21 protein-coding genes are annotated in these 22,237 nt (G+C 63.4%); 13 read left to right on the top strand and 8 right to left on the bottom strand.

What is annotated here, in order from left to right; genetic code table 11:
- Positions 1 to 61 precede the first annotated feature (61 nt).
- Positions 62 to 1,303: a polyhydroxyalkanoate depolymerase gene (locus tag A7A77_RS11705; protein ID WP_066558199.1), complete on the bottom strand. Its 1,242-nt coding sequence runs from the start codon at positions 1,301 to 1,303 to the stop codon at positions 62 to 64.
- A gap of 215 nt (positions 1,304 to 1,518) precedes the next feature.
- Between A7A77_RS11705 and A7A77_RS11700 the strand changes: the two genes are divergently transcribed.
- The 11 genes from A7A77_RS11700 to A7A77_RS11650 all read left to right on the top strand — a co-directional run bounded on the left by A7A77_RS11700 (position 1,519) and on the right by A7A77_RS11650 (position 12,054).
- A complete protein-coding gene (locus A7A77_RS11700) occupies positions 1,519 to 3,309 on the top strand; it encodes an ABC transporter transmembrane domain-containing protein (RefSeq protein WP_066558196.1) in 1,791 nt (596 codons plus the stop codon).
- A 138-nt stretch (positions 3,310 to 3,447) separates the two neighbouring features.
- The gene (locus tag A7A77_RS11695; RefSeq protein ID WP_066558193.1) at positions 3,448 to 5,586 is read left to right on the top strand and encodes a M13 family metallopeptidase; all 2,139 of its coding nucleotides are present in this window, start codon (positions 3,448 to 3,450) and stop codon (positions 5,584 to 5,586) included.
- Between the two features lie 83 nt (positions 5,587 to 5,669).
- Entirely contained in the window at positions 5,670 to 6,494 is an 825-nt protein-coding gene (locus A7A77_RS11690) for an undecaprenyl-diphosphate phosphatase (RefSeq protein WP_066558190.1), read from the top strand.
- A 128-nt stretch (positions 6,495 to 6,622) separates the two neighbouring features.
- Positions 6,623 to 6,877, top strand: a complete 255-nt coding sequence (locus A7A77_RS11685) for a GlsB/YeaQ/YmgE family stress response membrane protein (protein WP_066558187.1) — start codon at positions 6,623 to 6,625, stop codon at positions 6,875 to 6,877.
- 75 nt (positions 6,878 to 6,952) lie between these two features.
- On the top strand, positions 6,953 to 7,204 hold the full coding sequence (locus A7A77_RS11680) for a hypothetical protein (RefSeq protein ID WP_066558185.1): 252 nt from the start codon (positions 6,953 to 6,955) through the stop codon (positions 7,202 to 7,204).
- Between the two features lie 241 nt (positions 7,205 to 7,445).
- Entirely contained in the window at positions 7,446 to 7,613 is a 168-nt protein-coding gene (gene rpmG / locus A7A77_RS11675; RefSeq protein ID WP_066558182.1) for a 50S ribosomal protein L33, read from the top strand.
- A 157-nt stretch (positions 7,614 to 7,770) separates the two neighbouring features.
- Positions 7,771 to 8,418, top strand: a complete 648-nt coding sequence (locus A7A77_RS11670; RefSeq protein ID WP_342668665.1) for a LolA family protein — start codon at positions 7,771 to 7,773, stop codon at positions 8,416 to 8,418.
- Positions 8,419 to 8,775: 357 nt separating this feature from the next.
- Complete coding sequence (locus A7A77_RS11665) at positions 8,776 to 9,567, top strand: exodeoxyribonuclease III (protein WP_066558175.1); 792 nt, start codon at positions 8,776 to 8,778, stop codon at positions 9,565 to 9,567.
- A 22-nt stretch (positions 9,568 to 9,589) separates the two neighbouring features.
- Complete coding sequence (gene ribA, locus A7A77_RS11660; protein ID WP_066558172.1) at positions 9,590 to 10,663, top strand: GTP cyclohydrolase II; 1,074 nt, start codon at positions 9,590 to 9,592, stop codon at positions 10,661 to 10,663.
- A gap of 224 nt (positions 10,664 to 10,887) precedes the next feature.
- Positions 10,888 to 11,064, top strand: a complete 177-nt coding sequence (locus A7A77_RS11655; protein ID WP_156500538.1) for a DUF465 domain-containing protein — start codon at positions 10,888 to 10,890, stop codon at positions 11,062 to 11,064.
- 12 nt (positions 11,065 to 11,076) lie between these two features.
- Positions 11,077 to 12,054 (top strand): TerC family protein, encoded by a 978-nt coding sequence (locus A7A77_RS11650; RefSeq protein WP_066558167.1) that lies wholly within the window; start codon positions 11,077 to 11,079, stop codon positions 12,052 to 12,054.
- Here A7A77_RS11650 and A7A77_RS11645 read toward each other — a convergent pair.
- The 3 genes from A7A77_RS11645 to recQ all read right to left on the bottom strand — a co-directional run bounded on the left by A7A77_RS11645 (position 12,051) and on the right by recQ (position 15,088).
- On the bottom strand, positions 12,051 to 12,245 hold the full coding sequence (locus A7A77_RS11645; RefSeq protein WP_066558165.1) for a type II toxin-antitoxin system antitoxin: 195 nt from the start codon (positions 12,243 to 12,245) through the stop codon (positions 12,051 to 12,053). The genes A7A77_RS11650 and A7A77_RS11645 overlap by 4 nt on opposite strands.
- A gap of 6 nt (positions 12,246 to 12,251) precedes the next feature.
- A complete protein-coding gene (locus A7A77_RS11640) occupies positions 12,252 to 13,133 on the bottom strand; it encodes an SPFH domain-containing protein (protein ID WP_066558163.1) in 882 nt (293 codons plus the stop codon).
- Positions 13,134 to 13,201: 68 nt separating this feature from the next.
- Positions 13,202 to 15,088 carry a DNA helicase RecQ gene (gene recQ, locus A7A77_RS11635; protein ID WP_082836086.1) on the bottom strand — a complete coding sequence of 629 codons (1,887 nt, stop codon included), beginning with the start codon at positions 15,086 to 15,088 and terminating at the stop codon, positions 13,202 to 13,204.
- 216 nt (positions 15,089 to 15,304) lie between these two features.
- Between recQ and A7A77_RS11630 the strand changes: the two genes are divergently transcribed.
- Positions 15,305 to 16,342, top strand: a complete 1,038-nt coding sequence (locus A7A77_RS11630; protein ID WP_066558483.1) for an NAD-dependent epimerase/dehydratase family protein — start codon at positions 15,305 to 15,307, stop codon at positions 16,340 to 16,342.
- A gap of 3 nt (positions 16,343 to 16,345) precedes the next feature.
- On the opposite strand, the gene A7A77_RS11625 is transcribed toward A7A77_RS11630, so the two are convergent.
- Entirely contained in the window at positions 16,346 to 16,831 is a 486-nt protein-coding gene (locus tag A7A77_RS11625; protein WP_066558161.1) for an Lrp/AsnC family transcriptional regulator, read from the bottom strand.
- A 110-nt stretch (positions 16,832 to 16,941) separates the two neighbouring features.
- Between A7A77_RS11625 and putA the strand changes: the two genes are divergently transcribed.
- Entirely contained in the window at positions 16,942 to 20,436 is a 3,495-nt protein-coding gene (gene putA, locus A7A77_RS11620; protein ID WP_066558158.1) for a bifunctional proline dehydrogenase/L-glutamate gamma-semialdehyde dehydrogenase PutA, read from the top strand.
- On the opposite strand, the gene A7A77_RS11615 is transcribed toward putA, so the two are convergent.
- The 3 genes from A7A77_RS11615 to A7A77_RS11610 all read right to left on the bottom strand — a co-directional run.
- Positions 20,433 to 21,323 carry an ROK family protein gene (locus A7A77_RS11615; protein WP_066558153.1) on the bottom strand — a complete coding sequence of 297 codons (891 nt, stop codon included), beginning with the start codon at positions 21,321 to 21,323 and terminating at the stop codon, positions 20,433 to 20,435. The genes putA and A7A77_RS11615 overlap by 4 nt on opposite strands.
- A 484-nt stretch (positions 21,324 to 21,807) precedes the next feature.
- Positions 21,808 to 21,936 carry a hypothetical protein gene (locus A7A77_RS18460; RefSeq protein WP_281180018.1) on the bottom strand — a complete coding sequence of 43 codons (129 nt, stop codon included), beginning with the start codon at positions 21,934 to 21,936 and terminating at the stop codon, positions 21,808 to 21,810.
- The coding region (locus A7A77_RS11610; RefSeq protein ID WP_172799898.1) for a recombinase family protein at positions 21,936 to 22,237 on the bottom strand (302 nt) is incomplete at its 5' end. The genes A7A77_RS11610 and A7A77_RS18460, both read right to left, overlap by 1 nt.

The raw sequence follows: 22,237 nt of genomic DNA, 5'->3' as shown, positions 1-22,237 counted from the left end.
TTAACGCCGCGATAACGCTATCCCCCGGTGCGGGGCGGGATGAAGCCCGCCCGCACACCCCTCAGGCGACAGCCTGAAGCTTCCCGCGCGAATGGTCCGCCATCCATTTTTCGGCGATCGGCGCGATCCGCGTGCGCCACTTGGAGCCATTGAAAATACCGTAGTGGCCGACCTTTTCGGCAAGGTGGTACAGCTTCATGTCGTCGGGCAGGTTGGGCGTCAGGTCCATCGCCGCCTTCGTCTGGCCAACGCCCGAGATATCGTCGCGCTCGCCTTCGATGCAGAGGATGGCCGTGTCGGTGATCGCGCCAAGGTCCACCTTCTTGCCGCGATGGGTCAGAAGGCCGCGCGGCAACAGGTATTCCTTGAACACCGCGTTCACGGTCTGAAGGTAGAAATCCGCCGTCATGTCGCAAACGGCAAGATACTCGTCATAGAAGATCTTCGTCGCTTCCGCGCTCTCTCCGTCACCGACGACGAGATGTTTGAACATCGCGTAGTGGCTCATCATGTGGTTGCCCAAGTTCATACTCATGAACCCGGCCAGCTGGAGAAAGCCGGGATAGACGCGGCGACCCGCGCCCGGATAGTGCATCGGCACGGTCTGGATCAGGTTCTGCTTGAACCATGCCATCGGGCGTCCGGTGGCCATATCGTTCACTTCGGTCGGCGCCTTGCGCGTGTCGATCGGCCCGCCCATCATCGTCAGCGTGGCCGGACGGCAGGGGTGGTCCTGCTCGTTCATGATCGCGGTTGCGGCGAAGGCGGGAACCGACGGCTGGCAAACCGCCATGACGTGCGCGCCGGGTCCGATGTGTTCGAGGAACTCGATCACATAGTCGATATAATCGTCGAGATCGAAATGCCCTTCCGACAGGGGTACCATCTTCGCGTCGGCCCAGTCGGTGATGTAGACTTCGGCATTTTCCAGCATCCGTTCGACCGTGCCGCGAAGCAGAGTCGCGTAATGCCCGCTCATCGGTGCGACGATCAGCAGCTTGGGCGCATTCTTGGGCAAACCGGCATGCGTGAACCGCTTGAGGTTGCCGAACGGCTTATGCAGCACGTCCGCCTCCGTCACCTCGTGCGTGACCCCGTTCGACACCATGTTGATACCGAAAGCAGGCTTTCCGCGCGGCGCGGCGGCATGCGAGAAAACTTCCATTGCAGAGGAGATCGCCGGGCCGAACCCGGTGTAACCCAAGGGATTACGCGGATTCGTCAGCCATTCCGCCCCGATCGACGCCATGGAGCTGGCCGACGCAAGCCACGCCTTCTGAACCTCGTAGATCTGGTAAAGCACGCGACTTCTCCTAGTTTCTTGGCATACTATATCTGCCCCTTGCGCTCACGTTGCAATGCACAATGGTTATTTCGCACATGCAAAGCACGCAACTTCAGCCAACAATTGCATATTTTGCGCTATTGCCGGGATTAACCGGGGTCAGGCTTTGCGCCGCCTGCACTTTCGTCTAGTGGGCGCTCATGCGACGCGGACGACGGAACGGGGCATCGGCGATGGGCGACAGGAACGAGGCTCCGAAGGCAAAGGGGATCTCGCCGCTGCGCCTGCTTGCCACTACCGCAGCGCGGTATCCGGGGCTTGTCGTCGGCACGCTTGTGGCTTTGACCGCATCGTCGGCCGCAACCTTGGCGATTCCATCGGGTTTCAAGCTGATCATCGACCGGGGCTTTGCCGGCAGCGGCGGCGATATTTCGCGCTGGTTCCAGTACCTTTTGCTGATCGTGATCGTGCTGGGCGTCTCGACAGGCTTCCGGTTCTTCTTCGTGTCATGGCTGGGCGAGCGGGTCGTTGCCGACTTGCGCAACCGGGTGAACGCCCACCTCCTCACCCTGCCGCCGGCGTTCTTCGACGAAAACTCGCCCGCAGAGATCGCATCACGCATGACATCGGACACGGCGATCATCGAACAAGTCGTGTCCAGCACAGTGTCCATCGCCTTACGCAACCTGCTGACCGCGATCGGCGGCGTTGGCTTCATGTTCTATCTCGCACCTGCGCTCAGCGCCTATCTCGTGCTGGCGATTCCGCTCATCGTCCTGCCCATCGCGATGTTCGGGCGCCGGGTTCGCACGCTGTCCCGTTCCAGCCAGGACCGGCTGGCCGACGTAGGCGCGATGACGAACGAGGTGTTGGGCGCGATGCAGGTCGTGCAGGCCTTCAACCAGGAAGCGCGCGAACACACCCGCTTTCGCGAGGCGGTCCGGCGCGGGCTCGAAACGGCAAGGGACCGCATCCGCACCCGCGCGTGGCTGACCGGTGTGGTGATTCTGCTGGTGTTCGGGGCGATCGTCCTGCTCTTGTGGAAAGGTGCGATAGAAGTCGCGCAAGGCAATATCACCGGCGGCACCATCGCGGCCTTCGTCATCACCGTTGGCCTCGTTTCCGGCGCCTTCGGCTCGCTGACCGAAGTCTACGGCAACCTGTTGCGCGCCGCCGGTGCCTCGCAGCGATTGCAGGAACTGCTTGCCACCCGTTCCGCCATCACCGCGCCCGAAAAGCCGCAAGCCCTGCCCCTGCCGCCGCGCGGCAGCATCGCGTTCCAGCAGGTGACGTTTCGTTATCCCGCCCGCCCCGACAAGCCCGCGCTGACCGACTTTACACTGGCGGTCGAGCCGGGGGAGACGGTCGCGATCGTCGGCCCCTCGGGCGCGGGCAAGTCGACATTGTTCCAGCTCGTCGCCCGGTTCTACGACCCGCAAGTCGGCAGTGTGCGTATCGACGGGGTAGACCTGACCCGTGCCGACCCTGCCGAGGTTCGCCAGCGCATCGCCTTCGTGCCGCAGGAATCGGTGCTTTTTGCCGCCAGTGCGCGCTACAACCTGCTCTACGGCAGGCCGGATGCCAGCGACGACGACGTCTGGGCGGCAGCACGAGCCGCCAATGCGGAGGAATTCCTGCGCGACCTTCCCGACGGGCTCGACACCTTCATCGGGGAAAGCGGCGCGCGCCTTTCGGGCGGGCAGCGCCAGCGGCTTGCCATTGCCCGCGCCCTGCTGCGCGATGCCCCGATCCTGCTGCTGGACGAGGCGACGAGCGCGCTCGATGCCGAAAGCGAGCGGCTGGTACAGTCGGCGCTGGACCACCTGATGGAAGGGCGCACCACACTGGTCATCGCCCATAGACTCGCCACGGTGCGCGCGGCGGATCGCATCGTCGTGATGGACGCAGGCCGTATCGTCGAACAAGGCGATCACGAGACGCTTTCGGCACAGGGCGGCCTTTATGCCCGCCTCGCCCGGCTGCAGTTCCAGGACGTGCCGCCCGAACTGGTCGGCAACGGCTGAGCGGAACCAGTTGACCGCCGGACAGGCGCGGTTCATCGATAAAGTATCAATGGAAACCGACAAGCGGCGTCGCGCCGGCTGGTGCGCGCGGCTATTCTGCAATCGGGACAAGTCAAGAAAGCGGACTGACACACTGATATGATGCGTATCGTACTAGCCGCCGGTTGCTCGGCACTCGCCCTTGCCTGCGCAATTCCTGCCGGCGCCGAGGAAACGACGGACGCCGACACCGAACAGGTGGTGATCGAGCCGGATTTCATGACCTGGCCCGACAAGGTGATCGATCCCGCCGATCTTGATCCCGCGATGGATCCGGGCGACGACTTTGCCGACTACGTCAACGGCAAATGGGACGCGGCAACCGAAATCCCGCCGCAGTACACATCCTATGGCGTGGTGCGCGACATGCGGTTGAAAGCGCAGGACGAAGTGCGCAAGATCGTCGAACAAAGTGCGGATGCCCATGCCCCGGCCGGCAGCTTCGCGCAGATGGTGGGCGACAGTTACAAGGCCTTCCTCGACACCGACGCGATAGAGGCCAAGGGCCTTGCCCCCGTCCAGCCATGGTTCGCGCAGATCGCGAAAATGGAAAGCAACGCGGATCTGGTGAAGGTCTTCACCACGATGGGCATGCCCGAACCTATGGGCATCGGCGTCATCCCCGATCCGGCTGACACCACCGTCTACACCGCCTATTTCGGCCACGGCGGCTATACCCTGCCCGACCGCGACAACTATCTCGTCGATAACGAGAAGAACCGCGACATGCAGGCCAAACAGAAGGAATACCAGACGTGGCTGCTGGCGCAGGCAGGCTACGCCGATCCGGCAGCGGCCGCCGAAGCAGTGTTCCAGCTGGAACGCAAGCTGGCCGAAGCCGACTACGATCGCACCCTGTCCCGCAATCCGGAAATCACCTTCCGCAACATCGCGCGCAAGGATCTCGTCGCGATGGCCGGCAAATTCCCGCTGCAGGCCTACTTCGACCAGCTCGGCGTAGGAAAGGTGGAGACGATGCTTGTCCCGACGCTGCCTCCTACACCCGAAATCATCGACAAGCTGGAACTGACAGACGAGCAGCTTGCCAAACTTGGCGGCGGCGTGCCGGCGTTCTTCGAACTGCTGCGCGATACGCCGATCGATACCTGGAAGGCGTGGCTGACCGCGCAGATCCTGTCCGACTATGCCAGCATCCTGCCCAAGGCCTTTGACGACAAGAACTTCGCCTTCTTCGACACGTACCTCAACGGTCAGAAGATCCAGCGCACCCGCGACAAGCGCGGCCTTTCACTGATCGACGGGCGCCTCGGCGATGCCGTCGGCAAGCTCTATATCGAGAAGAACTTCCCGCCCGAAAGCAAGGCGCGCATGACCGGACTGGTCGACAACCTGCTGAAGGCGATGGACCACCGCATCTCCTCGCTCGACTGGATGAGCGCGCACACGAAGGAGGAGGCGCATACCAAGCTTTCGCAAATGCTGATCCGCATCGGCTATTCCGACAAACTGGAAACTTACGAAGGCATGGTCGTCGTACCGGACGATGCTTTCGCGAACTCGATCTCCGCTGCGGAGTGGGGCTGGAACGATTCGCTGAAGGACATAGGCCAGAAGGTCGACGACGCGGAATGGAGCTATCCGCCCCAGACCGTGAACGCGACCTACAACTTCCTGCGCAACCACCTGACCTTCCCGGCGGGCTATCTCCAGCCGCCGAACTTCAGCCTCTCCGCCGACGATGCAGTGAACTATGGCGCGATCGGTGTCACGATCGGGCACGAAATCAGCCACGGTTTCGACGACAACGGGTCGAAGTTCGACGGCAAGGGCCAGATGCGCAATTGGTGGGCGCCGGAAGACCGCGCAAAGTTTGACGCCGCGGCCGCGAACCTTGTCGAGCAATTCAACGCCTTTTGTCCGATCGACGACGGCAAGACCTGCATCAACGGCGAACTGACGCTGGGCGAGAACATTGCCGACCTCGCAGGGCTGACCGTCGCCTACGAGGCATACAGGATTTCGCTCAACGGCAAGGAACCGGCGAAGATCGACGGGCTGACCGGCGATCAGCGGTTCTTCATCTCCTATGCCCTCAGCAGTCGCGGCAAGTGGACGGACGATTTCACCCGCACCATCCTGCAGACCGACCCCCACTCGCCGGACAAGGCGCGGATCAACATCATCCTCGCCAATTTCGACCCGTGGTACAAAGCGTTCAACGTCGCCCCGGATGACGCGATGTATATCGCGCCCGAAAACCGCGTCCGCATGTGGTAGGGCAGGGCCGAAGCGATATTTGACGGACAACCCGGCGCATACGGCTTGACAGGGCCGGTGCGTCGGGCGACCTCCCGCAGCGCATGGAAAATCTCGCCCTGACCGCAGTCCTCCTCGGCATCGTCGAGGGCCTGACCGAATTCATCCCCGTCTCGTCGACCGGCCACCTTATCCTGGCATCGGCCCTGTTCGGCTACGATGCGGAGGAGTGGAAGGTCTTCAACGTCGTGATTCAGCTGGGCGCGATCCTTGCGGTCGTGTTCCAGTACTGGCGCACGTTCTGGGCCGCCGGCATCGGCGTGTTGCACCGGCATCCCGAATCGATCCGCTTCGTCATCAACCTGCTCGTCGCCTTCATGCCCGCGGCCATTATCGGCCTCTTGTTGAAGGACTATATCGACATCATGCTGGGTAGCCCGACGATCGTGGCATGGGCGCTGATCGCGGGCGGCATCGCGATCCTCGTGATCGAGAAAGTGGCCAAGGAAGGACCGCCCAGCGGTATCGGTCAGTTGCCGGTGAAACAGGCGCTGGGCGTCGGCTTCATCCAGTGCCTTGCCATGATCCCCGGCGTCAGCCGTTCGGGCGCGACGATCATGGGCGCGCTTGCCATGGGGATCGAGCGGCGCACGGCGGCTGAATTCAGCTTCTTCCTCGCCATTCCGACGATGCTGGGCGCCTCGACGCTGGAGATCTGGCAATACCGAGACCATCTGGCCGCCGGTTCGATGACAGTGGGCTGGGGCGAGATCGCTATCGGCTTCGTTACCGCGTTCATCGTCGCGCTGATCGTGATCCGTGCCTTCGTCGCCTATGTCAGCAAGGCCGGATTCTCGCCCTTTGCATGGTATCGCATCGTTGCCGGCATCGCCGCGCTGATCTGGCTGGGCATGGCCGCAAACGGCTGATTTCCGGTCGCTTCGAAGGTTTTGGCAGTAACCCTGCCAGCCCCTCGCAGCGACTTTTCCATATTGGCCGGAACCATTTCCGCACCGTTTACGTTTCCTTACCAAACACCAATTCGAGGAAACGTACGATGGGCATTATCATTCTTATCATCGTCGGTGGCATCATCGGCTGGCTCGCCAGCATCGTCATGCGCACCGATGCGCAGCAGGGTATCCTGCTGAACGTCGTCGTCGGCATCGTCGGCGCCTTGCTCGCCGGTCTGGTTGTCGGCGGCAACACGATCATGAACGGCTTCAGCCTCTCGGCCCTGCTGTTCTCGTTCCTGGGCGCGGTTGTGCTCCTGGCGATCGTTAACCTGTTTCGTCGCGGTTCGGTTCGCTAATCGCGAGCGGTTCTGACGGAAACCCAAGGGGCGGCAGCAAGCCTGTCGCCCCTTCCACTTGAAGGGGAATACAAGATGAAGAAGATTATCGCAGTTGCGGCTGCCGCCGCCATGGGTCTTGGCCTTGCCGCTTGTGACAGCGCCGCCGAAAACCAGATGGAAGACCAGGCCGAAGCAATCGACGAAGCAGCCAAAGCGACCGCCGACGCGATGGAAGACGCTGGCCAGATCACCGACGAGCAGGCCGACGCCATCGAAGAACAGGGCGAAGAGACCAAGGACGCGATGGAAGAAGCGGCCGACGACATGGACGCTACTCCGCAATAATCTTCGCCTTTCGGCAAAGAACGTCAGCGGCGCCGGATTACCGGCGCCGTTTTCGTATCGCCTGCGCGCGTCATGGCCCTGCAATGCTTGACTTTGCAGCGGCCTTCGCGCAAAGGCGCTCCGCTCTGCGAGGGGGTGCGTAAGCGATTCCCCCGCGCAATTTTTAGAATTTCGCGAGTTTGACCGTTCGCGAGGCTGGCATTGCCGGCCGCGCGGCCACAGGAATTATCAGGAATACGCCATGGCGAAGCCCGCAACCGTCAAGATCCGGCTGGTCTCCACCGCCGACACCGGCTTCTTCTACGTTACGAAGAAGAACCCGCGCAACACGACCGAGAAGATGGTGCAGCGCAAGTACGATCCCGTCGTGCGCAAGCATGTCGAGTTCAAGGAAGCCAAGATCAAGTGATCCGGCCCGGCGGGGGCTGTGTTCCCCCGCCTTGCCGCGGTGCACCGTTTCGCGAACGCGCGATCCGTCTGCCGCACCGCGCGTTCCCGTGAATTTCGGGAACGACCCCGGTTCACTACGGGTTCAATGCCCGATTGGTAACTGAACCGGGATGACTATGAAGCTCTTCAAAACCCGTACGGCCCGCGCCCTTGGCGCCGGCCTTCTTGCACTCGCCGCACCGGCCGCGCTCGTGGCTCCGGCCGTTCCCGCTGCTGCTGCGGAAAACCAGATGGACAAGGCGGTGAAGGCCCTGCGTGCGATCAGCACGATGAAGGCCAATTTCACCCAGATCGATCGCGGCGGCGGACAGCTGACCGGCAAGATGACGCTGAAGCGTCCCGGCAAGGTGCGATTCGAATACCAGAAGGACGTGCCGGTCCTGATCGTGTCGGACGGCAGCCGCCTCACTATGCTCGACTACGAAGTCAGCCAGAAGCAGGTCTGGCCGATCAAGAACAGCCCGCTTGGCGCGCTGCTCCAGCCCGATGGCGACATCGCCAAATACGGCACGCTGATGCCCACGAACCACCCTGATGTGACGAGCATCCGCATCAAGGATCCGGAACATCCGGAATACGGCACGATGACGATGATCTTCGAACGCAAGGCATCGGCACCGGGCGGGATGCAGCTTGCCGGCTGGGTCGCGGTGGACGCGCAGAACAAGATGACGCGCATCCAGCTCAGCGGCCACCGCTATGGCATGGACGTCAGCAACGGCACTTTCATGTTCAAGGATGTCAGCCCCCGCAAGAAGCGTTGAACCGGCGGCGGGCGCGGCTTCCCACGGTTTCGTTCAGGTTAACGCGCGCCTGTTCAGCTTTTCCGCCGGATCGACGCCGGACCGTGCCGACAAGGCGATGAAACGCCCGTTAACGCCGGTTTCCGTTCATCTGACCGACAGGCCCGGACCGGTAGAAATATAGTCACAGGACGCGTGGTTCGGGTTTCCCCCCTGTTGCCCGCAACCAAGCGAAACGCGACCTGCCGAGCGTGACGAACGCGAATGGAAGCCCTCGACCCACTGCCCCCGGGTCGAGGGTTTTTCCTTGTCCGACACGCACCGGTTCCGGCTCTGGGCAGTGGACTTTGGGGCCGGGGGCACTATTTGCCTTTGGCCATGATCTCTATCGCCACATGGAACATCAATTCGGTCCGCCTGCGCATGGAACAGGTGGCCCGCGTTCTGACCGAACAGTCGCCCGACGTCCTGTGCCTGCAGGAAATCAAGTGCGCCGAACATCTCTTCCCGCACGATGCGTTCGAGAAGCTGGGTTACACCCATCGCGCGGTGCACGGGCAGAAGGGTTATCATGGCGTCGCGACGGTCAGCCGCATTCCCTTTACCGAGTTCAGCCGCCACGACTGGCAGGATAATGGCGAGGCGCGCCATGTTGGCGTCGCACTGGGCGGGCCGGGCAAGGGCATGATCCTCGAAAACGTCTATATCCCTGCGGGCGGAGACATTGCCGACCGTGAGGTGAATCCGAAATTCGGCCAGAAACTCGATTTCCTTGAACGCATGACGCGCTGGGCGGAAAAGATCGACCGACCCACGCTGCTGGTCGGCGATTTCAACATCGCGCCGCTGGAATGCGATGTCTACGACCACAAGGCGCTGCTGAAAGTCGTCAGCCACACGCCGCTGGAGGTGGAGACGCTGCGCAAGCTGGCCGACGCACACGGCTGGGTCGACCTTGGCCGCAAGCACATCCCCGCGCCCGAACGGAACTACTCGTGGTGGTCCTACCGCTCGTACTGGCGGCAGAAGGACCAGGGCCGCAGGCTGGACCACATGTGGGCATCGCCCGATCTGGCCGCGCAGTCGGTCTCCCATCGCTTTGTCGAAGAAACGCGCAAGTGGGAACAGCCGTCGGATCATGTGCCGCTGGTGACAGAGTTCGACCTGTGAACCCCACAGCGACACCCGTCCGGTGAGCACAGGGGGCGATTCCCGCCGCGCCGCGCAAGTCGTGGATGCGCTGCGCCATGGCTGGCCGATCCGGATCGATGGCGATGACGGGTCGCTGACCCTGCTTTGCGCCGAAACCGGATACGAGGTCGGCGGCACCACAGCGCCGCGCCTGCTGATTTCCGCCGCTCGCGCGGTGACGCTCAAGCTGGCCAACCAGCGCGATGCCGCCGTGCCCGAAGCGCCGGTGCTGATCCGCGCAGCCGAACCGTTCGATTTGCCCCTTGCCCGCGCATTAGCCGACCCGTCGGAAGACCTGCTCCATCCGCTGGCGGGGCCGTTTCGGGCCGAACCGCTGGAGACGGCGGAAGCTGCGAAGGCGGCAATGACGCTTGCCCGCATCGCCGGTGTCCTCCCCTGCTTCCTTGCCGGGCCGACCCCGGCTGAGGGAACCGTAACCTGCAGCGTGGCCGATCTGGACGCGTTTCAGGATGCAGGCCGCCTGACCATACAGGCCCGGGCCGACCTGCCGACAGCCGCTGCCGAGGATTGCGAGATCGTCGCATTCCGCGCGCCGGACGACTTGCGCGAGCATGTCGCCCTGATCGTGGGCGAACAACGCACGGACCGGACACCGCTCGTCCGGCTGCATTCGGAATGTCTGACCGGCGATGTGCTCACCAGCCTGAAATGCGATTGCGGTCCGCAGCTCGACGCCGCGCTTCATGCCATGGCCGCAGAAGCGGAAAATGGCGGCTATGGCGTGCTGCTATACCTGCGTCAGGAAGGGCGGGGCATCGGTCTCATCAACAAGCTGCGCGCGTATCGCCTGCAGGATCAGGGATTTGACACGGTCGACGCCAATAACCGGCTCGGCCTGCCGACCGAGGCGCGCGACTTTCCCGTTGCGGCGCGGATGCTGGAACTGCTGGGCATCCATGCGATCCGGTTGATGACCAACAATCCCGCCAAGGTCGCGGCCCTTGAAGCGATCGGCGTAGAGGTTGCCGAACGCGTGCCGCACCAGTTGCCCGCAAATCCGCACAACGCCCGCTATCTCGATACCAAGCGCGACCGTACCGGACATCTTCTGTAACAAACCTGTGCTTGCAATCGGCGGGCGTTCCCCCCATGTTTGCGGTGCGGGACCGGGCCCCTCTGGCGCGGCGTGACTGACCTCATGGTCGAAAGCGCCTCGTGATGTCGGACCGCATCGGGTGATGCCGATGCCAGTCCGGGCCATCCCAAGCCCCAAAGCAAGTCCGGACAGTGATCACTTCACCCGATCGAACGCAACACGTTTCGATCAGGGAATTGATGATGACCGACCGATTGTTCCGCCGACTGGAGCGCCTGCAGAAGCTGGACGACGCACTCCGCCGTGCCCAGCGCAGCAAGAGCGACCCGCGCGAGATTGCCCGCCTCCATATCCTCAAGAGCGCATTGAAACTGCGCCTTATGCAGCTAACCGCGCGCCGCGCGCCGGCCTTCGGTTAAGGGGCGGCACCGATGGAATTTCTCTTTGCCGACTGGCTCGGAACCCCCGCGTGGTTCTGGCTCGCCTTCCTTGGCATCGTTGCCGCGCTGACCGCGTTCGACCTCGGCATCCTCCACAAGGAGGACCGCGAGATGGGCATCGGCGAATCGCTGAAGCTGACCGCCTTCTACATCGGGATCGCGCTGCTGTTCGGCGGCTGGGTCTGGTACGCCAAGGGCGGAGAGGCCGGTATGCAGTACTATACCGGCTTCTTCATCGAAAAGGCGCTGTCGATCGACAATGTCTTCGTGATCAGCCTGATCTTCACCTTCTTCGCCATCCCCGCCAAGTACCAGTACCGCGCCCTCTTGTGGGGCATCATGGCGGTGATCGTGCTGCGCGGGCTGATGATCGCGGGCGGTGCGGCGCTGGTGCAGGAAGCCTACTGGGTACTCTACATCTTTGCCGCATTCCTCGTGTTCACGGGCGTGAAGATGTTCTTCACCTCCGACCACGATCCCGACATCGGCAACAACGCTGTCGTGCGGTGGATCAGCCGCCACATGCGCGTGACGAAGGAACTGCACGCGCAGCACTTCTTCGTGAGGGTGCCGGACGAAAACGGGAAGATGGTGCGCGCGGCAACGCCGCTGTTCCTCGCGCTCGTCATCATCAACCTTGCCGATCTCGTATTCGCGGTCGATTCGGTGCCGGCAATCTTCGCGATCACGACCGACACGTTCATCGTCTACACGTCGAACATCATGGCGATCCTTGGCCTGCGGGCGCTTTATTTCGCGCTGGCGGCGATGATCAACCGCTTCGCCTATCTGAAATATGCACTGGCCGCCGTGCTGGTGTTCATCGGCGGCAAGATCTTCGTCGCGGACTTCGTGCTGGGCGGGGCCAAGTTTCCGCCCGCAATCAGCCTTGGCGTGACTTTCGCGTTGATCGCGGGGGGTGTCGGCTACTCGCTGTGGAAGACGCGGGGACAGGAGGCTCCGGCCTAAACCTCCTTCGGCGGCCTGCCGCGACGGGGCGCTGGTACGGACGCGACTTTCACGCCGCGTATTGCCAGCGACTCGCGCAGCAGGAACTCGATCTCGGCGTTCACCGAACGCAGGTCACGCGCGGCCATGGCCTCGATCTCGGCGTGCAGCGCCGGATCGAGGCGCAGGGCAAAGGGCTTCCTCGCGCTCATCTGGCCTCAGTGGTTGTAGAGCGTGCCGGTATTGACGATCGGCTGCGTTTCCCGCTCTCCGCACAGCACGACCATCAGGTTCGACACCATGGCCGCGCGCCGCTCGTCGTCCAGATGCACGATCTCGCCCTCGCTCAGCTTCTCCAGCGCCATCTCGACCATCGTGACCGCACCCATCACCAGCTTGGCGCGGGCGGCGATCACCGCCTCCGCCTGCTGGCGGCGCAGCATCGCGCCGGCGATTTCGGGCGCATAGGCAAGGTGTGTCAGCCCCGCCTCGTCCACCACGATGCCCGCAACCTTCAGCCGGTCGTTCAGTTCGGTCAGCAGTTCCGCATTCACCAGCTCGCCGTCGCCGCGCAGCGTGGTCTCGCCTTCCTCGATATCGTCATAGGGATGGCGCGAGCCGACAGTACGCAGGCCCGCCTCGATCTGGATGTTCACGAATTCGCGATAATCGTCGACATCGAAAGTCGCCTGCGCCGTATCGCGCACGCGCCATACGACGTTGCAGGCGATCTCGATCGGGTTGCCGCGCTTGTCGTTGATCTTGATCCGGTCGGAATGGATGTTGTTGGCGCGCGCGCTCACCTTCTTGCGGCCCATCCACGGCCAGACCCAGCGAAGGCCGTGATTGCGATCGGTGCCGCGATACGATCCGAACAGGGTGACGACCGTCGCCTGATTGGGCTGCAGCATGTAGAACCCGGCAGTCAGGAACGCAAAGAACACGCCCGCCGCAATCAGCATGAAGGCCGACGGATAAGGCGCCAGCGCGACCTCGTATCCGATGATCAGCAACATGATCGCGACAACCACCAGAACCGGATAGCCGCTGGCGGTGCTGGCGCCGGTTTCCCGGCTGGCTTCCATAGACTTCAATTCCATTGCAAACCCCCTTCATGATATAAATATGATATCATCTTTATATCATACGGGAGATGCGGGCAAGCAGATCAGGAGTGCTGTCGGATCACGGTCAGGAAGGCATCGCCATAAGCGTCGAGCTTTTTCGCCCCGATCCCCGACAGGTCGGTCAGTGCATCCCGGCTCTGCGGGCGGAAACCGGCCATGTCGCGCAGCACGGCATCGTGGAAGATGACATAGGGCGGCACGCCGTTCTCTTTCGCCAGATCGCGGCGTAGCGAACGCAGGGCATCGAACAGCGGATCGCCAACGGGGTTGAGCTCTTGCCCGCTGCCTTTTCGGCTCCGACCGCCCGTGCGTTTGGGCGGAATGACCAGATCGAGCGGAAGCTCGCCCTTCAGGTACGTCCGCGCTTCCGGCCCCAGCATCAGCCCGCCGTGTTCCGTGGGTAGCAAGGCCCCGCGCACCAGCAGCGCGCGTTGGACAGGCTTGAGCAACGCCGCCTCCTCACCCCCAACAATGCCGAAGACGGACAGCGTGTCGTGCCCCTGCTGGCTGGCGCGTTCGCTGGACTGGCCCGTCAGGATACTCTCGACATAACCAGCCCCGTACATCTGACGCGTCCGCGCCACGGCAGAGAGGTATTTCTGCGCCGTCACCGTGGCATCGACCGACTTGGGCGGTTCAAGGCAGTTATCGCAATTGCCGCAAGTCTCGGGCGGACTCTCGCCAAAATGGCGCAGCAGGATCGCGCGGCGGCATCCGGCAGTCTCCACCAGAGCGCCCAGCGCCGAAAGCCGCGTACGCTCGCCCTGCTGGCGCGCCTCCTCCACTTCCTGCACCCGCATTCGCGCACGGGCGAAATCGTCCGCGCCCCAGAACAGGTGGGCCGTTGCCGGATCGCCATCGCGGCCCGCGCGGCCGGTTTCCTGGTAATAGGCCTCGATCGACTTTGGCAGGCCCGCATGGGCGACGAAGCGGACGTCGGGCTTGTCGATGCCCATGCCAAACGCGACGGTCGCACACATCACCATGTCTTCCGATGCCACGAAGGCGGACTGGTTCGCGGCGCGCACTTCGGGGGGCAGGCCGGCGTGATAGGCGCGAACCTCGCGGTTTCCGTCCGAAAGTGCTTCGGCCAGCCGCTCCGTCGCGGCGCGGGTCGGGGCATAGACGATGCCGGGGCCGGGATTGGCCGCCAGCAAGCGGCGAAGCTGCTGGGTCAGCCCGTCGCGCGGGCGGATGGCGTAGCGGATGTTGGGCCGGTCGAAGCCTGCGACGATCATCCCTTCTTCGGGAATGCCAAGCTGGGCCAGGATGTCGGAGCGGGTATGCGCGTCCGCCGTCGCCGTCAGCGCCAGCCGCGGCACACCGGGGAACAGGTCCATCAGCGGGCGCAGCAGGCGATAGTCGGGGCGGAAGTCGTGGCCCCATTCGGACACGCAGTGCGCCTCGTCGATGGCGAAGAGCGCGATCCGGCACTGGCCCAGCAGTTCGCGGAAGTGCGACTGGCTGGCGCGTTCGGGCGCGACATAGAGCAGGTCGAGATCACCGGCCCGCAGGCGCGCGACGGTCTCGGCCCGGTTCTCGTCCGCGCTGGTCAGCGTTGCGGCGCGGATGCCGTTTGCCTCCGCGCTGCGCAACTGGTCGTGCATCAGGGCGATAAGCGGGCTGATGACGACGCACGTGCCGTCCACCATCGTCGCGGGCAACTGGTAGGTCAGCGACTTGCCCGCGCCCGTGGGCATGACGGCCAATGTCGACCGGCCGGACAGCACACGGTCCAGCACCTGATGTTGCACGCCGCGAAAGGCGCGAAAGCCGAAGACCGAGTGCAGCTTGTCCAGCAGGGTCGCCTCATCCGGCGCGGGGCCGAAGACGGGCGGTTCGGGCGCGAAATCCGGATAGTCCACGCGATCGTAATCGGCGTACTGATCGAATTGGTCGATATATGGGGCGTCGGATGGCTCTGCCATGCCTATGCCTTTGCCAGACGATGGGGGCACAGGAAAACCGCTTGCGCCGTCCTGCACCGGCAAAGCCGTGGATAGCGCTGGAAAATAGCGTCGGCGCGAACCTTTGCATAAGGGCGATATCCGATTGCAACGGCTGCCCGATTGGGCAACAGCCTGCCTGCGCCACCCCAAATGGCGATGACGACCCGAAACGCGAAGGCAGCGCCGAACTTCCCGATGACGCAATCCGAAACTCCTGCACCACGCCGTGTTCTTGTTACCGGAGCCGCCGGGTTCATCGGCTTCCACTTGTGCCGCCTGCTGCTGGACGAAGGTTTCATCGTTCACGGCTATGACGGGATGAGCGATTATTACGACGTCGCGCTGAAGCGGCGGCGGTTGCAGATGCTGCTGCAAAGTCCCGGCTTTTCCGCGACGGAAGCAATGCTGGAAGATCACGAGCGGCTGATGCAGGTCGCCCGCGAATTCGCGCCCGACGTGATCGTCCACCTCGCCGCACAGGCCGGCGTTCGCTACAGCCTCGAAAATCCGCGTGCCTATGTCGACAGCAATCTGGTCGGTGCGTTCAACGTGATGGAAGTCGCGCGCGAACTGGCTGTCGGCCACCTGCTGATGGCCTCTACATCCTCAGTCTATGGCGCGAACGAGGACATGCCCTTTCGCGAGACGGACAAGGTCGACAGCCAGATCACCCTCTATGCCGCCACGAAAAAGGCGAACGAGGCGATGGCGCATTCCTATGCGCATCTCTGGAACATCCCGACCACGATGTTCCGGTTCTTCACCGTATATGGCCCGTGGGGGCGGCCCGACATGGCTTTGTTCAAGTTCGTGGATGCCATGCTGAACGGGCGCGCCATCGACATCTACAACAATGGCGAGATGTACCGCGACTTCACTTACGTCACCGATCTGGTGCGCGGCATCCGCCTGTTGATCGACACTCCGCCCGAACGCCCGGATAGCGCGGATGACATCGCGGAAGGAGACAGCCTCTCGCCCGTCGCGCCGTGGCGCGTGGTCAATATCGGCAATGGAGAGAAGGTGCGCCTGCTCGACTTCGTCGACGCGATCGAGGCGGAACTGGGGGTCGAGGCGATCCGCAACATGATGCCGATGCAGAAGGGCGACGTTTACGCGACATGGGCCGATACCGCGCTGCTGCGCCGCCTGACCGGCTATGCGCCGGCCATGCCGTTCCGCGACGGGATTGCGAAGTTCGTCGCCTGGTACCGCGACTACTACGCCAAGTAAGCGCTATCCCGCGGCCTTGGGCACGCGGGGGCGGTCATTGTCCTTGATCGCTTCCATCGCGACGAATGTCGACGTGCTGGACACGTGCGGCAGGCTGGAAATCTTTTCGCCCAGCACTTCGCGGTAGCGGCGAATGTTGGCGGTACGGACCTTGAGCAAGTAGTCGAAGCTGCTGGCGATCATGTAGCATTCCTCGACCTCCGGCAGCTTTCGCACGGCGGCGTTGAATTCCTCCAGCGCCTTTTCCCGTGTGTCGGAAAGCTTCACTTCGGCAAAGGCCACGTGGTCCAGTCCCAGCTTCGCATTGTCGATGATCGCGGTGAAGCCGCGAATGACGCCGCCGTCGACCAGTTTGCGAAAGCGGTTCTGGCACGGCGTCTTCGACAGGCCGACCTTTTCGGCAAGGTCGGTAATCGTCATCCGCCCGTCCGCCGCCAGTGCAGCGATGATCTTGCGATCGAAATGATCCAGATCGTCTACAGTGATCACACTTTCTGGTCCTGATGCAGAATTAGTCGCGAAATTTAAGTCGTTTTGGCTATCTTTTCGTCATTCTATGGGCAAACTGATATGACGGAAAGTGGTATTGTTCTCTGGCCATGAACGCACACGCTCCCTTCGCCGGATTCGCACCGACCATCCGCCCGCAAACGCCCCTCCGCCGCGCCATCACGCACGCCTGCCGCAGGGCGGAGCCGGAGTGCATGGCGGAGCTGATCGAAGCGGCCCGGATGCCCGATGCGCTGCAGCAACCCGTGCGCGACATGACGCTAGGGCTGGTGCAAAACCTGCGCCGGAACGGCCAGCGCGGCGGGGTTGAGGATCTGGTCAAGGAATACTCGCTGGACAGTCAGGAAGGCGTAGCGCTGATGTGCCTTGCCGAAGCGCTGCTGCGCATTCCCGACGACGCCACCCGCGATGCGCTGATCCGCGACAAGATCGCGCCCGGCAACTGGAAGGAGCATCTGGGCGACGGACGCTCGCTCTTCGTGAACGCGGCGACGTGGGGCCTTGTCGTCTCCGGCAAGCTGACGTCGAGCGTGAACGACAAGGGCCTGTCGTCGGCTCTCACCCGCCTTGTCGCACGGGCTGGAGAGCCGGTGATCCGACGCGGGGTCGACATGGCGATGGAACTGATGGGCGAACAGTTCGTGACCGGCGAAACCATCGCCGAAGCCCTGAAACGCGCGCGCAAGATGGAAGCGAAGGGCTTTGCCTACAGCTACGACATGCTGGGCGAAGCGGCGACGACCGCCGGGGACGCGGCCCGTTATTTCGCGGACTACGAACGCGCCATCCACGCCATCGGCAAGGCATCGGCGGGGCGCGGGGTGGTTGCCGGCCCCGGTATCTCGATCAAGCTGTCCGCGTTGCACCCCCGCTATGCCCGCGCGCAGGCCGGGCGGGTCATGGATGAACTACTGCCACGCGTGCGCGATCTGGCCCTGCTGGCCAAGTCGCACAACATCGGGCTGAACATCGATGCGGAGGAAGCGGACCGCCTCGAACTTTCGCTCGACCTGCTTGAAACCCTTGCACTCGATCCGGAGCTGGCGGGCTGGAACGGCCTCGGCTTCGTGGTTCAGGCCTATGGCAAGCGTTGTCCGTATGTCATCGACTGGCTGGTTGACCTTGCCCGCCGCTCCGGCCGCCGCATCATGGTGCGGCTGGTGAAGGGGGCGTACTGGGACAGCGAGATCAAGCGCGCGCAAGTCGACGGCATGGCCGACTTTCCGGTCTTTACCCGCAAGGTGCATACCGACGTTTCCTACCTCGCCTGCGCAAGGAAGCTGCTGGCCAATCGCGACGTGCTGTTCCCGCAGTTCGCGACGCACAATGCCCAGACGCTGAGCGCGATCTGGCACATGGCCGGACCGGATTTCAGCATCGGCGACTGGGAGTACCAGTGCCTGCACGGCATGGGCGAGCCGCTGTACGAACAGGTCGTGGGGCATGGACCGGACAAGCGCCCGTGCCGCATCTACGCCCCTGTCGGCACGCACGAGACTTTGCTGGCCTATCTCGTCCGCCGCCTTCTGGAGAACGGCGCGAATTCCAGTTTCGTGCATCGCATCGGCGACGAAAACGTGCCGGCAGAGGAACTGGCGGCAGATCCGGTAGAGGTGGCGCGCGCGATCACGCCGTTCGGATCGCCCCATCCGGCCATTGCCTTGCCAGCGCACCTGTTCCCCGAAAGGCGCAATTCGGCCGGGATCGACCTTGCCAGCGAAGCCGAACTGGCAGATCTGGGCGAAGCTTTGCGCACTTCGGCCGAACAGGTCTGGCGCGCAGCCCCGATGATCCCCGGCCTTGCCAGCGAACGCCCGCTGCGCCCGGTGCTGAACCCTGCCGACCATGGCGACAAGGTAGGGTTCGTATCCTTTGCCAAAGAGCGCGATGCCGCCTTTGCCGCCAAAGTTGCCGCCGGTGCTGCCCGCAGCTGGGCAGAGGTGCCGGTCGCGCAGCGTGCCGCCTGCATCGGCCGCGCCGCCGATGCCATGGAAGCGGCCATGCCCCGCCTGATGGCGCTTGCCATGCGAGAGGCCGGCAAGAGCGCCGCCAATGCCGTGGCGGAAGTACGCGAAGCGGTGGATTTCCTGCGCTACTACGCCGTGCAGGCGCGCAATACCTTGCAACGGGCCGAACCCGTCGGTCCTGTCGTTTGCATCAGCCCGTGGAACTTTCCGCTGGCGATTTTCACGGGGCAGGTCGCGGCCGCCCTTGTTGCGGGCAACCCCGTACTGGCCAAACCGGCGGAGGAAACCCCGCTGATCGCGGCAGAGGCGGTCCGCATCCTTCACGCATCCGGCATTCCGGCAGAGGCCCTGCAATTCGTGCCCGGCGCCGGCGATGTCGGCGCGGCGCTGGTCACGGCGCCCGAAACGAGAGGCGTGATGTTCACCGGATCGACCGAAGTGGCCAGGCTGATCCAGCGCGAACTGGCCAACCGCCTTGCGCCGGACGGCCGCCCGATCCCTTTAATCGCGGAAACCGGTGGCCAGAACGCGATGATCGTCGATTCCTCCGCCCTCGCCGAACAGGTCGTGACCGACGTGATCGCCAGCGCATTCGACAGCGCGGGCCAGCGTTGTTCCGCGCTGCGTATCCTGTGCCTGCAGGATGACATTGCAGACCGCCAACTGGCGATGATCCGCGGCGCACTGCATGAGCTTTGCATAGGCAATACCGACCGGCTTGCCACCGATATCGGCCCCGTCATCACGGCAGAAGCGCGTGACACTATAGAGGCGCATGTCGCTCAGATGGCTGCGGCAGGGTGCAAGGTAGATCGCCTCCCCCTCCCCGCAGAAACGGACATCGGCACTTTCGTTGCGCCGACAATCATCGAGATCGGTTCGATCGCGGAACTCGGGCGAGAGGTTTTCGGCCCCGTGCTCCACGTGGTGCGTTACGCGCGCAAGGATCTGGGCAAGCTGGTCGATGCGATCAACGCCACCGGTTACGGTCTGACGTTCGGCCTGCACACCCGGCTTGACGAGACGGTGCGCGAAGTCACGCGCCGGATCGCGGTGGGCAATGTCTATATCAACCGCAACACGATCGGTGCTGTTGTCGGCGTGCAGCCGTTCGGCGGGCGGGGCCTGTCGGGCACCGGGCCGAAGGCAGGCGGGCCGCTCTATCTGTCGCGTCTGGTAAAGGCCGGAACGGACATCGACCTTGCCGCCGGCACGCTCGAACTGCCGGGGCCGGTGGGGGAGAGAAACCTGTACGAACTGCACTCGCGCGGGGAGATCCTGTGCATTCCCGCAACGCCCGCTGGCCTCGCCAGCCAACTTGCCGCTGTCGCGACGGCCGGAGGGCGCGCCACCGTTCTGTCGTCGCAAATCGCGCCGGAGGATGAGGCGGCCGTCTGCGAAAGCCTGCCCGAAACCAACGTCTGGGCTGCGGTGCTGGTGGAAAAACCGACTCCGCAAATCCTGCAGGCGGTTGCCGCGATGGCAGGGGCGATCCCGCTGGTGCAGTCGCCCGATGCCAGTGGCGGTTATTGTCAGGCCTGGTTGCGGGAGGAGATCTCCACATCGATCAACACGACGGCGGCGGGCGGCAACGCCAGCTTGATGGCGCTGGTCTAATCGCCTCGTGCCAGTGCCCGTTCGGCTAGCATCAATGCGCCGGTAATGCCCGCATCTTCGCCCAATCCGGCGGCTTCGACCCTGTGGCGCGCCCCGCCGGGCAGGTAGCCGCTTGCCAGCGCGGTTGCCTGTTCGCGCACACGCTGCAGCAGGCCCGGCGTCCTGAGGACTCCACCGCCCAGCACGACGACTTCGGCAGCAGTGATGGCGAAAATGTCGTAGCAAAGATGTGCGAGATATCCGGAAACCAAAGCGTGGGCCGGATGATCCTGCGGCAGGTCTGACAGTGGCGAACCCCACCGCGCGATGATCGCGGGGCCGCTGGCCAACCCCTCCAGGCAATCGCCGTGGATCGGGCAGTGTCCCGCGAAATCATCGTCGGACGGACCACGCCGCACGAAGATATGCCCCATCTCTGGATGCGACGCACCGTGGATCGGCTCCCCGTCGATGACAAGACCGCCGCCAATACCGGTGCCCACGGTCACATAGGCGAGCGATGAAACGCCCCGTCCCGCGCCAAAACGCACTTCCGCCCAAGCCGCGCCGTTGACGTCGGTATCGAAACCGACCGGAACCGCAAACCGGGCAGCGAAGAAACCGGCGATATCGCACTCCGACCAACCGGACTTCGGCGTCGTGGTGATATGCCCCCATGTCCGCGATGCGCGATCGATATCGATCGGCCCGAAACTGGCGATGCCCAGGGCGGCAATGCTGCCCTGGGCCCTGAACCATGCTTCCGCCTCCGCCAGCGTTTCGGATGGCATTTGTGTCGGGATGACATGGCGCGCGGCAGTATTGTCAGGCGCGGTGCCGACGGCAAGAACGAACTTGGTACCGCCCGCCTCGATCGCGCCGAGCAGCGGCTCTTTGCCTGCCTTCATCGCGGTCCTCCTTCGGCCGATCCATAGTGGATCACCAGCGAAGTGGAAGGGCGGGAATTGTCCTGGATAACATCCGGCGAGCAGCGCCATGCCGGTCCGGTGGCGCACCCGACAGGATCGGTGTGAGGATCATCCCTGACCATTTCCTCGGACGCTTCCGCTAAGCGTTGGTTGATGGTTGCGGATGATGGCCGACCGTCAGCATCGACGATCTGGGGAGCGTTCTTATCGGACATTGATGTGGGCTCAGGTCATTCTAGGAAGTTGATCGGACGCTCTTCTCATCGTCGATCCATTGATGCTTACAGTTCTGGCAGTGACGGTTGGGGGCATCGATCTCAACGACGCATCCACCCAGCAACACCTCGTTCCGTTTGGCCTTCTTGATGAGGCCCCGACTGGGGTAGCCGTAGGCGATAGGGATGCCCGTTTTCTGTCCGCACTCAGGGCAGACGAAGCGTTTGCGTCTCATGCCGCGATGTTCTCATTCATCTTCGGGCGGCTGATCCTGACGATTGTTTCGCTGTTCGGCTTCGGCTTTCCGCTTGGCATCCATCTGCGCTTTGAGTTCGAAGAAGCGCGGTCCAAGGGTGGGACGATCTTTCGGGTCCATCATGCGGCGATAGCCTCATTGGTCATGCGGACTTTGATGCGATGGACGGTGCCGACCCCGACCTTGAGCTTGCGGGCAGTCTCATTGATGGATGTGCCAGCGTTGAGATGACGCTCGATCTTGGCGATCTTCTCGGGATCAAGGGCTGGGCGACCTGCTTTCTTGGTGGATCGGGCAAGACCCGCCATGATTCGGCTGCGGATCAACTCCCGCTCAAAATCGGCGAAGACGCTGAGCATACCGAACATCGCTCGGCCACTCGGCGTTGATGTGTCGAGCGCCTGCTGGTGAAGGTAGAGGT

The organism is Croceicoccus bisphenolivorans (assembly GCF_001634625.1).
In the GTDB taxonomy this organism is placed as follows: Bacteria; Pseudomonadota; Alphaproteobacteria; order Sphingomonadales; family Sphingomonadaceae; genus Croceicoccus; species Croceicoccus bisphenolivorans.
Note: the sequence above shows the minus strand (reverse complement) of the source record. Positions and strands in the feature narration are given on the sequence as shown.

Coding starts and splice junctions, on each gene's coding strand:
- A7A77_RS11700 (WP_066558196.1), top strand. CDS start 1,519: ATGGGCGACAGGAACGAGGCTCCGAAGGCAAAGGGGATCTCGCCGCTG.
- A7A77_RS11695 (WP_066558193.1), top strand. CDS start 3,448: ATGATGCGTATCGTACTAGCCGCCGGTTGCTCGGCACTCGCCCTTGCC.
- A7A77_RS11690 (WP_066558190.1), top strand. CDS start 5,670: ATGGAAAATCTCGCCCTGACCGCAGTCCTCCTCGGCATCGTCGAGGGC.
- A7A77_RS11685 (WP_066558187.1), top strand. CDS start 6,623: ATGGGCATTATCATTCTTATCATCGTCGGTGGCATCATCGGCTGGCTC.
- A7A77_RS11680 (WP_066558185.1), top strand. CDS start 6,953: ATGAAGAAGATTATCGCAGTTGCGGCTGCCGCCGCCATGGGTCTTGGC.
- rpmG (WP_066558182.1), top strand. CDS start 7,446: ATGGCGAAGCCCGCAACCGTCAAGATCCGGCTGGTCTCCACCGCCGAC.
- A7A77_RS11670 (WP_342668665.1), top strand. CDS start 7,771: ATGAAGCTCTTCAAAACCCGTACGGCCCGCGCCCTTGGCGCCGGCCTT.
- A7A77_RS11665 (WP_066558175.1), top strand. CDS start 8,776: ATGATCTCTATCGCCACATGGAACATCAATTCGGTCCGCCTGCGCATG.
- A7A77_RS11655 (WP_156500538.1), top strand. CDS start 10,888: ATGACCGACCGATTGTTCCGCCGACTGGAGCGCCTGCAGAAGCTGGAC.
- A7A77_RS11650 (WP_066558167.1), top strand. CDS start 11,077: ATGGAATTTCTCTTTGCCGACTGGCTCGGAACCCCCGCGTGGTTCTGG.
- A7A77_RS11645 (WP_066558165.1), bottom strand. CDS start 12,245: ATGAGCGCGAGGAAGCCCTTTGCCCTGCGCCTCGATCCGGCGCTGCAC.
- A7A77_RS11640 (WP_066558163.1), bottom strand. CDS start 13,133: ATGGAATTGAAGTCTATGGAAGCCAGCCGGGAAACCGGCGCCAGCACC.
- recQ (WP_082836086.1), bottom strand. CDS start 15,088: ATGGCAGAGCCATCCGACGCCCCATATATCGACCAATTCGATCAGTAC.
- A7A77_RS11630 (WP_066558483.1), top strand. CDS start 15,305: ATGACGCAATCCGAAACTCCTGCACCACGCCGTGTTCTTGTTACCGGA.
- putA (WP_066558158.1), top strand. CDS start 16,942: ATGAACGCACACGCTCCCTTCGCCGGATTCGCACCGACCATCCGCCCG.
- A7A77_RS11615 (WP_066558153.1), bottom strand. CDS start 21,323: ATGAAGGCAGGCAAAGAGCCGCTGCTCGGCGCGATCGAGGCGGGCGGT.
- A7A77_RS18460 (WP_281180018.1), bottom strand. CDS start 21,936: ATGGACCCGAAAGATCGTCCCACCCTTGGACCGCGCTTCTTCGAACTC.